The organism is Lewinella sp. IMCC34183, assembly GCF_003390915.1.
Lineage (GTDB): Bacteria > Bacteroidota > Bacteroidia > Chitinophagales > Saprospiraceae > Neolewinella.
The window spans coordinates 372,799-386,964 of the sequence record NZ_QMEM01000003.1 but is presented as its reverse complement, the minus strand read 5'-3'; the positions used below and the strand labels follow the sequence as shown (position 1 = coordinate 386,964).

16 protein-coding genes are annotated in these 14,166 nt (G+C 61.6%); 8 read left to right on the top strand and 8 right to left on the bottom strand.

What is annotated here, in order from left to right; all coding sequences use genetic code 11:
- Positions 1 to 49: 49 nt before the first annotated feature.
- From DQG19_RS09185 to leuB, 5 genes are all read left to right on the top strand, one after another.
- Positions 50 to 1,204, top strand: coding sequence for a 2-isopropylmalate synthase (locus tag DQG19_RS09185; RefSeq protein ID WP_116125957.1), 1,155 nt, complete (start codon positions 50 to 52; stop codon positions 1,202 to 1,204).
- Positions 1,205 to 1,612: 408 nt separating this feature from the next.
- The gene (gene leuC, locus DQG19_RS09180; RefSeq protein ID WP_116125956.1) at positions 1,613 to 3,001 is read left to right on the top strand and encodes a 3-isopropylmalate dehydratase large subunit; all 1,389 of its coding nucleotides are present in this window, start codon (positions 1,613 to 1,615) and stop codon (positions 2,999 to 3,001) included.
- Between the two features lie 142 nt (positions 3,002 to 3,143).
- The gene (locus DQG19_RS09175; protein WP_116125955.1) at positions 3,144 to 3,515 is read left to right on the top strand and encodes a four helix bundle protein; all 372 of its coding nucleotides are present in this window, start codon (positions 3,144 to 3,146) and stop codon (positions 3,513 to 3,515) included.
- 93 nt (positions 3,516 to 3,608) lie between these two features.
- Positions 3,609 to 4,202, top strand: coding sequence for a 3-isopropylmalate dehydratase small subunit (gene leuD, locus DQG19_RS09170; RefSeq protein WP_116125954.1), 594 nt, complete (start codon positions 3,609 to 3,611; stop codon positions 4,200 to 4,202).
- A gap of 9 nt (positions 4,203 to 4,211) precedes the next feature.
- Complete coding sequence (gene leuB, locus DQG19_RS09165) at positions 4,212 to 5,267, top strand: 3-isopropylmalate dehydrogenase (protein WP_116125953.1); 1,056 nt, start codon at positions 4,212 to 4,214, stop codon at positions 5,265 to 5,267.
- On the opposite strand, the gene DQG19_RS09160 is transcribed toward leuB, so the two are convergent.
- The 6 genes from DQG19_RS09160 to DQG19_RS09135 all read right to left on the bottom strand — a co-directional run bounded on the left by DQG19_RS09160 (position 5,264) and on the right by DQG19_RS09135 (position 10,020).
- Complete coding sequence (locus tag DQG19_RS09160) at positions 5,264 to 5,665, bottom strand: hypothetical protein (protein WP_116125952.1); 402 nt, start codon at positions 5,663 to 5,665, stop codon at positions 5,264 to 5,266. The two genes, leuB and DQG19_RS09160, sit on opposite strands and share 4 nt — an antisense overlap.
- Positions 5,604 to 6,629: a hypothetical protein gene (locus tag DQG19_RS09155; protein WP_116125951.1), complete on the bottom strand. Its 1,026-nt coding sequence runs from the start codon at positions 6,627 to 6,629 to the stop codon at positions 5,604 to 5,606. Before DQG19_RS09155 ends, DQG19_RS09160 begins: the two co-directional genes overlap by 62 nt.
- A 101-nt stretch (positions 6,630 to 6,730) precedes the next feature.
- Entirely contained in the window at positions 6,731 to 7,735 is a 1,005-nt protein-coding gene (locus DQG19_RS09150) for a hypothetical protein (RefSeq protein ID WP_116125950.1), read from the bottom strand.
- Positions 7,736 to 7,831: 96 nt separating this feature from the next.
- A complete protein-coding gene (locus DQG19_RS09145; protein WP_116125949.1) occupies positions 7,832 to 8,365 on the bottom strand; it encodes a YfiT family bacillithiol transferase in 534 nt (177 codons plus the stop codon).
- Between the two features lie 5 nt (positions 8,366 to 8,370).
- The gene (locus DQG19_RS09140; RefSeq protein WP_116125948.1) at positions 8,371 to 9,453 is read right to left on the bottom strand and encodes a DUF4837 family protein; all 1,083 of its coding nucleotides are present in this window, start codon (positions 9,451 to 9,453) and stop codon (positions 8,371 to 8,373) included.
- Between the two features lie 75 nt (positions 9,454 to 9,528).
- Positions 9,529 to 10,020, bottom strand: coding sequence for a regulatory protein RecX (locus DQG19_RS09135; RefSeq protein ID WP_232826469.1), 492 nt, complete (start codon positions 10,018 to 10,020; stop codon positions 9,529 to 9,531).
- Positions 10,021 to 10,149: 129 nt separating this feature from the next.
- On the opposite strand from DQG19_RS09135, the gene DQG19_RS09130 reads away from it, so the two are divergent.
- The gene (locus DQG19_RS09130) at positions 10,150 to 10,971 is read left to right on the top strand and encodes a mechanosensitive ion channel family protein (RefSeq protein WP_116125946.1); all 822 of its coding nucleotides are present in this window, start codon (positions 10,150 to 10,152) and stop codon (positions 10,969 to 10,971) included.
- A 103-nt stretch (positions 10,972 to 11,074) separates the two neighbouring features.
- Here DQG19_RS09130 and DQG19_RS09125 read toward each other — a convergent pair whose 3' ends face one another.
- Positions 11,075 to 11,878 (bottom strand): pseudouridine synthase, encoded by an 804-nt coding sequence (locus DQG19_RS09125; protein WP_116125945.1) that lies wholly within the window; start codon positions 11,876 to 11,878, stop codon positions 11,075 to 11,077.
- A gap of 109 nt (positions 11,879 to 11,987) precedes the next feature.
- Here DQG19_RS09125 and ytxJ point away from each other — a divergent pair, with 109 nt between their 5' ends.
- Positions 11,988 to 12,326, top strand: coding sequence for a bacillithiol system redox-active protein YtxJ (ytxJ, locus tag DQG19_RS09120; RefSeq protein WP_157974413.1), 339 nt, complete (start codon positions 11,988 to 11,990; stop codon positions 12,324 to 12,326).
- Positions 12,323 to 13,201: a nucleoside phosphorylase gene (locus DQG19_RS09115; RefSeq protein WP_116125943.1), complete on the top strand. Its 879-nt coding sequence runs from the start codon at positions 12,323 to 12,325 to the stop codon at positions 13,199 to 13,201. The genes ytxJ and DQG19_RS09115 overlap by 4 nt, the downstream gene beginning before the upstream one ends.
- Here DQG19_RS09115 and DQG19_RS09110 read toward each other — a convergent pair.
- Positions 13,097 to 14,143 carry an ion channel gene (locus tag DQG19_RS09110; RefSeq protein WP_198661697.1) on the bottom strand — a complete coding sequence of 349 codons (1,047 nt, stop codon included), beginning with the start codon at positions 14,141 to 14,143 and terminating at the stop codon, positions 13,097 to 13,099. The genes DQG19_RS09115 and DQG19_RS09110 overlap by 105 nt on opposite strands.
- Positions 14,144 to 14,166: the final 23 nt, after the last annotated feature.

Below are 14,166 nucleotides of genomic sequence, written 5' to 3'. Positions count from 1 at the left end.
GAATACGCCCTAAAGATATAATACGCCCAATCAACCGGCCCTGCACAGCATGAATACCAACCAAGTACACATCTTCGACACCACCCTCCGCGACGGAGAACAAGTACCCGGCTGTAAGCTCGATACCAAACAGAAGGTCGTCATCGCCAGGCAGTTGGAGCTACTGGGCGTCGACGTGATCGAGGCCGGCTTTCCGATTTCCAGTCCCGGCGATTTCAAGTCGGTGGAGGAGATCTGCAAAACCGTCAAGGACGTCACCGTTTGCGGCCTTACTCGGGCGGTCATGAAGGACATCGACGTCGCCGCCGAGGCCCTCAAGGCGGCCCGGCGCCCCCGCATTCACACCGGCATCGGCGTGAGTGAGAGTCATATGCAGTACAAGCTGCGCACCACCCCCGATAAGATCATCGAGCGGGCCGTAGCCGCCGTAAAGCACGCCAAGGGCTACGTCGAGGACGTCGAGTTTTACGCCGAGGATGCCGGCCGCGCCGACAACGAATTCCTCGCCCGCGTGATCCAGGCCGTCGTGGACGCCGGAGCGACCGTGCTCAACATTCCCGACACCACCGGCTACTGCTTGCCCCAGGAGTACGGCGAAAAAATCGCCTACCTGCGCGACAACGTCAACGGCATCCACAACTGCATCCTCAGCACCCACTGCCACAACGACCTCGGGCTGGCTACCGCGAACTCGATTGCCGGTGCCCAGAACGGCGCCCGGCAGATCGAATGCACCATTAACGGCATCGGCGAACGGGCCGGCAACACCTCCCTGGAAGAGGTGGTGATGATCATGCGGCAGCACCCCGCCCTGGACCTGTACACCAACGTGAACTCCAAGTTGCTCCTGGAAACCAGCCACATGGTCAGCGAGAGCATGGGCATGATGGTACAGCCCAACAAGGCGATCGTCGGCGATAATGCCTTCGCCCACAGCTCGGGCATCCACCAGGACGGTGTCATCAAGCGGCGCGACACCTACGAGATCATCGACCCCGCCGAGGTGGGCGTCGACCAGAGCAAGATCGTCCTTACCGCCCGCTCCGGCCGCGCCGCGCTGGCCTACCGCTTCAAGCTGCTCGGCTACAACCTGACCAAGGTGCAGCTCGACAGCGCCTACCAGGAGTTCCTCAGCGTCGCCGACGAGAAGAAGGAAGTGGAGGACAGCGACCTGGAACGCATGATGGAGGGCGTAGCGGCGTGAAGGAGGAAAGGGAAGATTCCTTACGGTGGATGAAAGCCGGAAACCTAATGGACATTTCCAACGCCGAACGGCGCTTTATTCTCACTATCGTCATCTTTTTCCTGGTCCTGTCTATTGGTGTCGGAGCCCTCGCCCTCTTTCTGAGCTGATACCTGTCAGGTCGCAGCAAGTGAAAAGCATGGGGGTTGGTCGTCGATGACCAGTCGGCGTAATCATTCACGAAAGACAGACCAGGTAGCTGCGGAAGAACAGCAGCAACCGACCCGGTATCTACTCCGATGATCCTGAAGTCAGGAACCGGACTTCCCCCCTATTCTAGACGAGCCCAGCACCTGCGCTCCGCCGCCCTTGTCCGTATATTTGGCGGTCCCGCTACGGGGGAAGAACCAAGAACTAAACTATACCGACATGCCCACCCTGTTCGATAAAGTATGGGACGCTCACGTCGTAACCGAAGTACCCGGTGGAAACCAGGTCCTCTACATCGACAAGCACCTGATCCACGAAGTCACCAGTCCGCAGGCCTTCAACGGGCTGCGCGAGCGGGGGCTGCCGCTCTTCCGGACCGACCGCATCGTGGCCACCGCCGACCACAACGTGCCGACCAAGGACCAGCACAAGCCCATCGCCGAGCCCCTGAGCCGCAAGCAGGTAAATATGCTCACCACCAACTGCGAGGAATTCGGCGTGGAGCTTTACGGCCTCGGCCACCCCTACCAGGGTATCGTACACGTGATCGGGCCCGAGCTCGGTATCACCCGGCCGGGCATCACCATGGTCTGCGGCGACAGCCACACCAGCACCCACGGCGCCTTCGGGGCGATCGCCTTCGGGATCGGCACCAGCCAGGTCGAGCAGGTGATGGCTACCCAGTGCGTACTGATGAGCAAGCCGAAGAAAATGCGCATCAACATCGAGGGGGAACCACAGCCCGGCGTGACGGCCAAGGACCTGATCCTGTACGTCATCGCCCAGCTGGGCACCGGCGGCGGCACCGGACACTTCGTGGAGTACGCCGGCAGTGCCGTGCGTAACCTGAGCATGGAGGGCCGCATGACGATCTGCAACATGAGCATCGAAATGGGTGCCCGCGGCGGGCTCATTGCCCCCGACGAGACGACGTTCGAGTACATCAAGGGCCGCGAATTCGCCCCGGAAGGGGAGGAGTGGGACGCCGCCGTCGACTACTGGCGCACGCTACCCACCGATGCGGACGCCGTCTTCGACCAGGAATACACCTACCGGGCCGAGGACATCCCCCCGATGATCACCTACGGCACCAATCCAGGCATGGGCATGGGCGTCACCGAAACCATACCTACCAAGAGCGAGATCCACGGCGACGCTACCCTCAAGAAGGCCATGGAATACATGGGCCTGGAGCTCGGCAACAAGATGGAGGGTATGCCGATCGACTACGTCTTCATCGGCTCCTGCACCAACAGCCGGGTCGAGGACCTGCGCCTGGCCGCCGCGCTCATCAAGGGCAAGCAGATCCACGAGAACGTTACGGGCATCGTCGTGCCCGGTTCCCAGCAGGTCGCCAAGCAAGCCATCGCCGAGGGACTGGACAAGGTGTACACCGACGCCGGCTTCGAGTTTCGTGGTGCCGGCTGCTCGGCCTGCCTGGGCATGAACGAGGACAAGATCCCCGCGGGCCGCTACTGCGTCTCCACCTCCAACCGCAACTTCGAGGGCCGGCAGGGACCGGGCGCCCGGACGATTTTGGCCAGTCCGCTTACTGCGGCTGCTGCTGCTGTGGCTGGGAAGATTGTTGATGTTAGGGGAATGGCTTAGTTAATTATGCGGGTTAGGTACAAAAAGTACGATTTACCATTTACCATCTACTAAGTACAATTTGTAGCGACAGTAATTTGTACTAACTATTTGTATCTTTTTGCTGGATTATCTACTTTGGGTGTCCACTTAAGAGAATAGCATGACCCCCGATGAATTGGAGCACCGCCTGATTAGATTCGGCGTGCGGTGTACGTTACTCTGCCGCGCAGTACCTGTTGGGCGTTACCGGGATGCCAAACTGGTAGCGGATCAATTATTGCGGGCAAGTACGCACGCAGGCTTTCACTATCCCGAGGCCCGTTCTGCCGAATCAACTAAAGATTTTCTTCACAAACTGAAAGTGTTGCTGAAAGAGCTACGCGAGGCGCGGGCGGAACTTCGCTACATATACCATATGGAGTATCTGCCCAAGTGGAAAGTGGAGCCGTTGCTGAAGGAATCGAGCGAACTGGTCGCCATATTTATAGCCAGCACACGCAAGTTGACGGAGCGGAATAGTGCAGCTGCGTAGGCACCGGAAATAAGCGCAAATTGCTCAGCCCGCCTATGGATTGGGCTAATTGGTAAATCGTACCTGGTACATTGTAAATTGTATATTTCCCCGATGAAACCGCTGAAGACACTAACCTCCACCGCCGTCCCCCTACCCATAGAGGATATCGACACCGACCAGATCATTCCCGCCCGCTTTCTCAAGTCGGTGACGCGGGACGGATTCGGGGATAACCTCTTCCGCGACTGGCGCTACGATAAACTGGAGCACCCGCGGCCCGACTTCGTGCTGAACAATCCCACCTACTCGGGAGAGATCCTGGTGGCGGGCGCCAACTTCGGTTGTGGGTCGAGTCGGGAACACGCCGCCTGGGCGCTGGCGGATTACGGTTTTCGGGTGGTGGTGTCAAGCTACTTTGCGGATATCTTCCGGGGCAATGCGCTGAACAACGGCCTGCTGCCGCTCATCGTGAGCCCCGAGGTGCTCGACGAGACCTTCCGCACCATTGAGGCGAAGCCCGCCGCTCGCTTCACGGTGGACCTGGAGGCCCAGACCTTTAAGAATGAGGAAACCGGCACCGTGACCGGTTTCGAAATCGACGAATACAAAAAGACCTGTCTGCTCAACGGCTACGACGACATCGACTTCCTGCTGAGCCAGCAGGACAAGATCGAGGCCTACGAGAGCAACCGGGTAGAACACTAAGCATACTACGTGAGTAATTATAATCTGGCCGTCCTGGACGGCGACGGCATCGGCCCGGAAGTGATCGCCGAGGCCATCAAGGTATTGGACGTGGTGGCCGAAAAATTCGGCCATGTGTTCCACTACACCTACGCTCCGGTCGGGGCCGTGGCCATCGACCAGACGGGCGATCCCCTCCCCGGGGAAACCCTCGATCTTTGCAAGCGGTCGGATGCCCTGCTGTTCGGCGCCATCGGCCACCCCCGCTTCGACAACGACCCCACCGCCAAGGTGCGCCCCGAGCAGGGCCTCCTGAGATTGCGCAAGGAACTTGGCCTCTACGCCAATCTGCGGCCCGTAGCCGGCTACGCCGAACTGGCCGACCTGAGCCCGCTCCGCCCGGAGCGGATGAAGGGCGTGGATATGCTCATTGTCCGTGAACTGACGGGCGGCATCTACTTCGGAGAGAAGGGCCGCAAGGACGACGGCAATACGGCCTACGACACCTGCACCTATACCCGCATGGAGATCGAGCGTATCGTCCGGATGGGCTTCCAGGAGGCCCGTGCCCGCCGTGGCAAACTTACCCTGGTAGACAAGGCCAACGTGATGGAAACCAGCCGCCTGTGGCGGGAAATTACGCGGGAACTGGCCAAAGAAAACGAGGACGTGGACCTCAACTTCATGTTCGTCGATAATGCCGCCATGCAGCTCATCCTCAACCCGGCCCAGTTTGACGTTATCGTCACCAGTAATATGTTCGGAGACATTCTTTCCGATGCCTCCAGCGTGCTGGCCGGTTCGCTCGGCCTGCTGCCCTCCAGCAGCGTGGGCGCCCGGGTAGGTATGTTCGAGCCTATCCATGGTTCCTGGCCCGAGGGCGCGGGGCAGGACCGGGCCAACCCCGTCGCCGCCATCCTCTCCGCCGCGATGCTCCTCGATCACCTCGAACTCCGCGAAGAGGCCACGGCCGTTCGCGCGGCGGTCAACCGGACGCTGGCCTCCGGGGCGGGTACCGAAGACCTGCGCCCCCGGGAAGCGCTGGGCACCCGCGCCTTCGGCGACCGCATTGCCGGCGCGCTCTAGCGGTTCGGTGCGTAGTAGAAGGGCACGGTAATTTCCGCACGCAGGGTATCCGTCGGGTTTTTCCGGCGCGGTGCTTCCAGCTGCCGCAGCCGCACCTGGTGCAGGCCGGGGGAAAGCGTATCGATGGGTAAAAACTTCACTACCTCGGCCCCGGGGCCGGACGGTGCCCGCCGCAGCAGTACGTCGTCCAGCCCGATGGGCCGGCCGTCCAGCGATACCTCCAGGGCGCTGGTCAGGCAGCCCAGTGCCTCGCGCGTCAGTTCCGTATGGAACTCTTCGTTCCACGCCCCGTCACGGTAGGTGCCGGATTCGCCCCGGTTGAAGACGACGAGGGTATTATCGTACTGCAGCGGCAGGTTGGGGCAACGGTAGGCGGTAAAAGATTCGTAATCCGACAACAGCGGCAGGCGGATCGTCAGGGGGGAGGTGCGGACGATATGGGCCGGCAGTACGATGCTGCCGGTGCCGCTGCGGTCGGAACCGCCATCCTGGTAGTATTCCTCGCGGAGGGTTCAGACCCGTAGGGCTGGCGTTTTTCAGGTACGCGGTCGCTACGTAGCCGTTGGGTACGATTTCCAGGGAAAGCAATCCCAGGCTCAGGGCTAGGTAGGGAATAAGCAGGGCAACAAGCCACCGCCCGCCCCGCCGGTTGAGGAGGTTGTAATAAAGGGGGCGGTACAGACGGGCCAGGGTGATCCAGCCCAGCAGGCGGTAGAAGGGGTAATACCCCCACGACAGCCACCGGAAGCGCTTGAGGTAGCCGCCGGTAAGAAAGTCCGCTACGTACACGAGGGCCGCCAGGCAATATACGGCCATGCCGATACTGACCGAAACCGCCCAGGCCGGATGGTTGATGAAGCGCAACAGGCCGGTGGCCGCGCCGACCAGTACGAGGGTGAAACTGAGAAAGCTGACGGCGACGATGATCAGCAGGAAGGTAAAGGCAAACACCAGGCTCGCCCCGTCGTCGAGCCGCCGGATATAGGCGTCGAAGTTGCCGCTGCGCCGCTGCAGGAAGCGGGCGAACTTCGGGGCGAGGCGACGGCGGACCATTACGGTATTGCCCATGACCGACCGGGAGCCGATCGCTCCGATCCACAGGCAGCGGATGACCACGTGCGCAAAGAAGTTGACCAGGGTGATGAGGTAAGCGAAATTCGCGAAGACGAGCAGTCCCCTGGCGATCTCGGACGCTACGTCGCCACCCTCCAGGCTTCGGAGGGTGTGCGACGACCAGCTGTTGTATTCCTCCAATCCGGACACCATTCCGGCGAGGGCGAATCCGGTGATGAGCAGCTCCAGCTGCCAGCTGTCCCGCTGCAGGGATTCGAGGTCATCAGTGGGTACCAGTCGGCCAAACATCCACGGAAGATACGACAAGCCCTTGCCGACACAAAAAACGCCCGCCCTCGGTACGAGGACGGGCGTCGCAGGGTCTGAACGTTATGTTCGGACACGTGTGGTTAGTCGCGGTAGAAGTAAAGCGAGCTGATGCCGTCTACCATACCCATCATGACGGGGGTAGCGTTACCGGTAGCATCCGCACCGAACGAAAGCAGCCGACCGCCTCCGTTAGCACGTTCCGCTACGTAGATCATATTGTTTTCGGCGTCGTATTCTACATCAACCGGGTTGCCAAGCATGGTCGCGTCACCGGTGATGCGGGCATAGCGGTTGGCGGGTACGGTGGTGGCGGTGCCCAGGGCACTGAAACTCTCGATGACGACGATGGCACCGTCGCTGTCCGAGTTGGCATCGCCGATGTCGGTCAGCAGCATGATGTCATCTTCGGCGTTGTACTGCAGACCGTGGGTACGGGTGACGTTTTCGATCTGAATGTAGCGGGTCGGTTCCAGGGTGTCGCCGGGGGTGTTCGAAAGGAAATTATCGAATACGGCTACCGAATCGCTGTTGTCAACCACGGCATAGAGCGAGCTACCGACGAACTGGATACCCCATACATTGAAGTTCACCATGTAGGTAGCGGTGCTGTCAATGGAGTCGTCCATCAGCCGGAAGGTGGCGAAGTAATTCATGTCGTCTCCGTCGTTGGCAACTACGAATTGGTCATTCAATTCGGCAAGTCCGCGGCCATTATCAAAGGTGGAGGGGCTCACGCGCTCTACGTCGAGGTCATTGGCGTCGTCCAGTGCTTCGAAGACGTTGTCGTACTCGACGATGCGGCTGTTGTCACCCGCGCGATCTACCTGGAAGATGTTGTTTAGCTCGCCGTCGTAGTAAATGCCATCGGCATCGGTACCTTCCGTCGGGAAGGACATGATGGTACCGTTCTCGTCGTCAACATCGAGGATGCTCAGGGCACCGGAGGTATTCGAGGACATGAAGAGCGTACCGTCGTCGTCGGTATCGATACCGAGGATGTCATCGTCGTCACCACAGGAGGTTAGGGAAAGGCCGGTAACGGCAAGAAGGAGCAAGCTCAGCTTGCTGAAGGGGAAATTGAACATAAAATGAAATGGTTTAAAGGGGGAAATTGGGGAAAATATTCTCAAGTAGGTGTTGCCCTTCCAACGCCTTTCCCATTTCGATGTTCGGGAGGGTTTCTACGCGCTTTGTAAGATTACTTGCAAATGCGCCAGGTGGTGATCGCCGTGCCAGGCGTAGGTAGCCGCCAGGGTTTCCAGGTGATACGTCGTATTGCTGCCGGGGTGATAGGCCGTCCGCAGCCACTGCTCGGGGGTACACTGGGTCAGCACCACGGCCCAGCGCAGGTGCAGGCCGCGCAGTATATCCAGGCTGGCCTGTGCGGGCACGGCGGTCACGTCGGGTAGCCGCGCCCAGGCTTCTTCGTCGTACGGTACCAGGGTGGGGTGGTCCTCCACCAGCGTCACCTTGTGGCGGCGGTAGGCGTGCAGGTGGCTGTCGGCCAGGTGGTGGATGACCTGCTGGGCCGTCCAGCCGCCGGGGCGGTAGGGGGTATCGAGCAGCTCCCGGTCGTGCAACTGCCGGGCGAGGAGTTGCAGCCGTTCCGGCAGACTACCGATCCGCTTGATGTACGCGAGGCGCGCGGACTCGTCGCCGGGCTCCGGCAGGGTAAACCGGCCGATGGGGTAGCGCAGGGATTCCTGGTCGGGCATGCCGTCTAGTTGATTTCGGCGGTCCGGATTACCTGCACCACTTCCTCCATCAGGTCCCGTTTCTTCCGGCCGGGGGCGTAAACGAAGCCGTCGACCAGCACGAGCTCGTTGTTGGTGGTGTCGTTCATCAGGTAGGAGACGAAGGGGCCGGCCAGGAAGTCGTTCTCGATCTCCCAGATCCCGCGGCCCTCGATGGCGAAGGCCCCGTTGAGCTGGGTGGTCTCGGCAAAGAGGGGAAGGTCCGTATCGTTGATCTTCATGTAGGTATTGTCGGTCGTCGAGCTCACGTATTCCCGGCCGATACGGTCGCGGATCTCCTTCAGTCCCTCCTTCGAGAGCTGCGCCTGGTTGTCGTAGGGCGCCTTGGTCAGCATGATGTTCAGGCTGGCACCCTGCACTTCCTTGCGGAGCCAGACCACGTCGTCCGATTCCAGGGGTACGCGTACGTAGCCGCCGGGCACGTCGATCGATGCGCCGACCAGTTGACGAATAGTATCGCCCAGGCGGCGGTTGGTACCCTGGAAATAAGTGGTGACACGCAGGCGCTCGTCCTCACCCTCCTGCAGGCGTTTTACGATACCGGGGTACACCTGGCTGAGGCCCGTCAGCAGTTCGTTCTGGTCCTTGCCTACGACGTAGATAAGTTGCTGGCCGGTGGCCCACTTGTTCTTGGCGACCGCGGTACCGAAACCCTCGGTACGGATCTGCTGGATCTTCGCGTCGGTCAGGTCGCCGAGTACCATCTGCGTGGTGGGGCTTTCGGTATCGGACAGGTTGGCGAGTACCACGTAGTTGCGCAGTTGCCCCCAGGCCGGCTCGGCCACGACGCGCTCGGGTTCGATAAAGCGTACGTCGAAGATGGGCTCGGGTTGCGGCAGCAGGATGTAGGGGGCTTCGAAGAAGTAGGCAACGGAATCACCGGCGCCGGCCTGCCAGGTACTGCTGTCGGCGATGACCACCAGGCTGTTGATCTGACCGAAGGCGGACGGCGTGGGTTGCAGCTTGTCCTGCATGTCCTGCGTGCAGCCGGACAGCCACAACAGCGCAGCGGCCAACAGGGATAAACTAAGGGAAAAGCGTTTGCTCATGGATCTGTACTTCTGCTCTAGGAACAGATGAGTACGCGCGGGGTTTTGACGGGTGGTCCCCCCGGTATTTGTCGGCTAAAGCTCCAAGTCGTTGATGGCCTGCCACACCAACCCCGACTCAAAGCCCCGCTTCACCAGGTATTCGGCCAGCTTCCGCCGCCGCAGGTAGGGATGCTGCCCCGGCTTTTCGGCGGCGTTGCGGCGCTCGAGCTCGCGCAGCAAAGTGTCGTAGTACTCGCCCTCGTCGATCTCGGTCATGGCTTTCTTGATACAGTAAGCGCTGATTTGCCGTTGCCGCAGCTCGGCACGGATCCGGTACCGCCCCCACCGCTTCATCTTGAACTTGCCCCGGGCGTAGGAGCGGGCGAAGCGCTCCTCGTCCAAGTACTTATCCCGGATCAGGTCGGCGATCACCTCCTCCGCCGGATCGCCGTAGTACCCCAGCTCGTGCAGTTTCTCGCGGGCCTCCTTGTGGCAGCGGTCCTGGTAGGCACAGTAGTGCTGCAGCGCCTCCAGCGCCTGCTCGGCGGTATACACTACTTTTTTTTCCGGGAAGGCCAAGCGCAAACTATTTGTGGTAAAAGTACGCAATTTCCTGCGGGTCCTCGGGTACAGGGGGCCGTGGCGCGCGCGGGGGGCGTTGGTTGGTCGGCCGGGTGCGCCTACGTTATCTTCGGCCCCTCAAGTAATCAACGTATGGATTTTAACGAACTCTGGACCAGCTATCAGCCCGTGCTGCTCGCCATCGGCGTACGTGTCGTGGCCGCCTTTTTTATTCTGGTCATCGGTATCTGGCTGATCAACTGGCTGGTGCGCCAGGCGGCCAAGCTGATGGCGAAGCGGAATATGGACGTCAGCGTCTCCGGCTTTCTGACCAGCTTCCTCAGCATCGGCCTCAAGGTCCTCCTGATACTATCCATCGTCGGCATGTTCGGGGTGGAAACCACGTCCTTCATCGCCATCCTGTCGGCCTTTTCCCTGGCGGTGGGTCTGGCTCTGCAGGGTAATCTCGGTCACTTCGCCAGCGGCATTCTCCTGCTGACCTTCCGCCCGTTCAAGGTCGGTGACCTGATCGGTACGGGCAAGTTCGTCGCCACGGTCAAGGAGATCACCGTTTACCACACTGTCCTGCAGGCCGTCGACAACCGCCTCATCATCATCCCGAACGGAAAGGTGATGGGCGAGGCCATCGAAAACTACACCGCCCAAGGGTTCCGCCAGCTCGACCTCACCTTCAGCATCGGCTACGGCGACGATATCGACCAGGCCCGCGCCGTAATGACCACGGTGGCCGAGAATACTCCCAACATTCTGCTCGACCGGGGCATCAATATTTTCGTCCGCACCCTCAACGACAGCAGCGTCGACCTGGCGCTCCGCGCCTGGACCGAGAACGCCAATTACTGGCCCGCACTCATCCACCTCAACGAGCACGTCAAAAAGGCGTTCGACCGTGAGGGGATCACCATCCCCTTCCCCCAGCGGGACGTACATATGTACCGGGAAGAAGTGGGGTAGTGGCGCGCTCTGCTCGTGGTAGAGGCTCGCGGTATTGGAAATTATACTTCATTGTTTCTACCGGCGAACCCTCTACCGGCGTAGCCCTCTTCTGGCGAAACCTCTACTGAAAATGCTTCAGCCGCCGGATCTCGTCCTCCAGCAGGTAGCGGTAAAAACCGCGCGGCAGGTTTTTCTTGGTCAGCCCGGCGAGGTAGGTCCGGTCGAGTTTATCGACCACGTAGCCCAGGTGCTCGAAGGCCCGGCGCACGATCCGGTTGCGGCCGCTGTGGATCTGCAGCGTCACGGTCAGAGGATCGCCCTCCTTCGCGTACCGGGCCCAGTCGGCCTTGAACGGGCCGTCCTCCAGCTCGAACCCCGCGGCGAGCCGGGCTATGTCCTCCTCGGAGACGGGCTTGTCGAGGGTGGCCGCGTAGATCTTGGCGGTTTCGAAGCGGGGGTGGGTGAGCCGCGTCGTGACGTCGCCGTCGTTGGTGATCAGCAGTAGGCCGGTCGTGTCGCGGTCCAGGCGCCCCACGGGGAAGAGGCGCAGCCCCTTCAGCGCCGGCTCGTCCAGGAGGTCCATCACGGTGGTGCGGTCGTGCTCGTCGCTGGTCGTAGTGATCACGTTCCGTGGCTTATTGAGCAGCAGGTAGAAGAAGCGCTCCGAAGGGGCAACGATCTCCCCGGCGTACTCCACGGTATCGCCCTCCTGGATCTGGTAGGCGGGGTTGTCCAGGACCATGCCGTTGACCTTCACCTTACCGGCCTTCACCATGTCGCCGGCCGTGCGTCGGCTGGCTACGCCGGCGTGGGCGATGTACTTATTGAGGCGCATGCCGATCACGTCCGCGGCGGGGCGGTCCAGTCCCGGGGGCTGGCCGGAGTTGCGGGCCTGGGAGCGTTGAAATCGGCGGGGGGTCTTCATGCGCGCAAAGGTAGTCAGCCCCGGACAAGGACGTCCACCGCACCTGCGCCCGCGCACCAAAGTCGGCGGCGCGCCCCGAACCCGGCACCACCCACTGCGTTTCCTTCGTATGTTTCATACCCTGAGTACCACCGAAGACCTCGACGCCGCCCTCGCCGCCAGCCGCGAGCAACCCATCGTCATCTTTAAGCACAGCAATAACTGCCCCTTCAGCGCCCGCGCCCAGGAGCAGATCGCCAACGCCAAGCACGACCTGGAGATTTACGGAATCGTCGTCCAGTACAAGAAAGAGCTCTCCGAAGCCATCGCCGAGCGGCTCGACGTCAAGCACGCCAGTCCCCAGGCGATCGTGGTGCAGAACGGCCAGGCCGTCTCCCACTACTGGCGCTCCGAAATTCAGGAAGACGCCCTGAAGGAAGAGATCGCTGGCCTGCGGCAGGACGCGTGATCGCCCCCTCCGAACTCATCCTCCGCCCCGACGGGTCCGTTTACCACCTCCACCTCCTGCCCCGGCAGGTGGCCGAAACCATCATTACCGTCGGTGATCCCGAGCGGGTAGGGGAGGTGAGCCGCCGGTTCGACCGGGTGGAACTGCGCGTGGAAGCCCGCGAATTCGTCACCCATACCGGAGAACTCAACGGACAACGGCTGTCCGTCGTCTCCACCGGCATCGGCACCGACAACGTGGATATCGTGGTCAACGAACTCGATGCCCTCTTCAATCTCGATTTTGCCCGGCGTGAGGTGCGTTCCGACCTGAGAGAACTGACCTTCCTCCGGCTCGGTACCAGCGGGGCGTTCCAGCCTGACGTGCCCCTCGACTCTTTCATCCTTTCCCGGGCGGCCCTCTCCCTCGACGGCCTGCTGCCCTTCTATCCGACCGTGCAGCATGATGCCGCGCTGGAACATGAACTGACCGACCACATGATGGGGGCCGGCTGGCCGCTGCCGGTCGCGCCCCGTATGGTGCGGCCCCGGCTGCCCGACGTACTCGCCCAGCCCGATCCGGACCTTCTTCCCGGGGGCATCACCCTCACCGCCGCCGGCTTTTACGCCCCCCAGGGCCGCCGCCTGCGACTGCCCACCGCGCTGACGTCGGAAGTGCTGGGGGCGCTGCGGGGTTTTCGGAGCGGCAATCTCTGTATCACCAATGTAGAGATGGAGACCGCCGGCCTGTACGCCCTGGCCGGCGCGCTCGGACACCGTTCCGCTTCGATTTCAGCCCTGCTCGCCAACCGCGCCCTCGGTACCTTTAGTACCACGCCCGCCGCTACCGTCGACCGGATGATCGACTACGGCCTTTCCCTCCTCACCGGCGGGTGAGGTGGCGCTGATGCGGTCTAGGAACAGCTCGGTGGTGGCCTCCTGCTCGAGGTACATCGGCAGGAAGCGGACGTTCCATTCGAGCTCCTCGGCGGTGTAGCTTTTATTGACGAAGATCTGCTGGGCGTACGTGCGGTCGTAGCCCTCGATGGTCACCAGCAGCTCGACGCTCTTTTCCCGCAGGTCGGAGGGCCCCCATTCCTTCAGCGGGCTTTCCGTAGAGAGCGGATGCACTACCGTCCAGTTGAGGGGGAACAGGGAAACGGAACTCCGCTCCAGGTCGAGGGTGGAGAAACGCCGCCGTAACTCGCCGTCCCGGTCGTCCAGCCAGGTCAGGTTCAGGTTGGCGCGCAGATTGATCAGGTTGCTGTCGCGCCGGTTGGCAATCCGGAATTGGAGACTCATGCCGTCCCGGTACGGGGCGATGATAGCCCGTTCCGAAAACAGGATCAGCTGGGCGGGGCGGGAGAAGCGGGCGAAGAACAGGCCCGTGACCAGCGCCAGCGCCATCCAGCCGAAGAGCGCCAGTACGGCCGCCAGGGCATTGGCCTGCATACTGGCAGGCGCCAGCGTGCCGTAGCCGACCGTGGTGAAGGTCTGCATGCTGAAGTACAGGCACTGAAGGTAGCGGTCCAGCGCCGTTACGGTCTCCGGTACCCCGGCTAGCGCCCGCGGTCCGAGCAGGTAGAAACCCAGCGCAAAGATCATGTTGCACGCGAGGTACAGGCCGACCGTCGTGGCAACGAACCGCAACCACGTCGTCTCCACCATATTTTGGTAGGGGGCAAACTGGGACAGTCCGCGGCGCAGGACGTTGAACGTTCCGTCGGTCCTGATCAGGCGGGTCCCCGGCTGTCGGGCCACCTTGTCGCCCAGGCCCATATCGTGGTTCAGGCCGGGGGCGGCGCCAAAAATCTTTTCGTTCGACTGCGAAATCTTCATCCGCCACAAGATACGGGCCCCCT